The organism is Saccharothrix sp. NRRL B-16348, from assembly GCF_001280085.1.
Classification (GTDB): Bacteria; Actinomycetota; Actinomycetes; order Mycobacteriales; family Pseudonocardiaceae; genus Actinosynnema.
In genome coordinates this window covers 1-662 of sequence record NZ_LGED01000085.1, presented here as the reverse complement: position 1 = coordinate 662, position 662 = coordinate 1, and the positions used below count along the sequence as shown (strand labels likewise).

The 662-nt window shown below is 72.7% G+C and carries 1 protein-coding gene; it reads right to left on the bottom strand.

What is annotated here, in order from left to right; translation table 11 throughout:
- The coding region (locus tag ADK67_RS10370) for a 3'-5' exonuclease (RefSeq protein ID WP_053716191.1) at positions 1-552 on the bottom strand (552 nt) is incomplete at its 3' end.
- Positions 553-662 lie beyond the last annotated feature (110 nt).

Here is a 662-nt window from a genome sequence, read left to right as displayed (position 1 = left end):
GAGGAGGGTGCGGAAGAGCAGCCAGGCGCACCAGGTGTCGTAGCCGGCGCGGTGCGGGCGTTGCCCGTCGGTGCCGGTGGTGTCCAGGTCGGCGTGGGCGACGAGTGCGTCGAGGCCGTAGCCGGGCAGGTCGGGCCAGACGTGTTTGGCGAGGGTGAGGGTGTCGAGCACCAGGGGCGGCTGCCAGCCGGGCAGGTGCGCGCTGAGCACCCGGTACTCGGTGCCCGCGTTGTGCGCGATCAGGGTCCGGCCGGTCAGCACGGGTTGGATTTCGTGGGAGACGCCGTGCCAGCGTGGTTCGTGTTGGACGTCGTCGTTGCGGATGCCGTGGATCCGGCGGGCGAACGGGGTGATCGGTGTGGCGGGGCGCACCAGCCAGCTGCGCAGGTCGCGTGCGGTGACCGGTCCGTCGACGGGCAGCACGGCGATCTCCACGATCTGCGGCGGCCGGCCGCCGTTGCCCTCCACGTCGACCACTACCAGCGGGTGGCCTTCCAGCACCGCCGGCAACGGCGCGGCGGGTGGTGGGGCGGCGGTGGGCGGGGTGGTCATGGTGCCTCCGGGGTGGTGGGCCAGCCGATGTCGGCGCGGCCGTGACGGTGCGGGTGGTGCGGCTTGGTCACGTCGTGGACCTGGAAGCCGAAGCTGTGCTGCATGAGGTA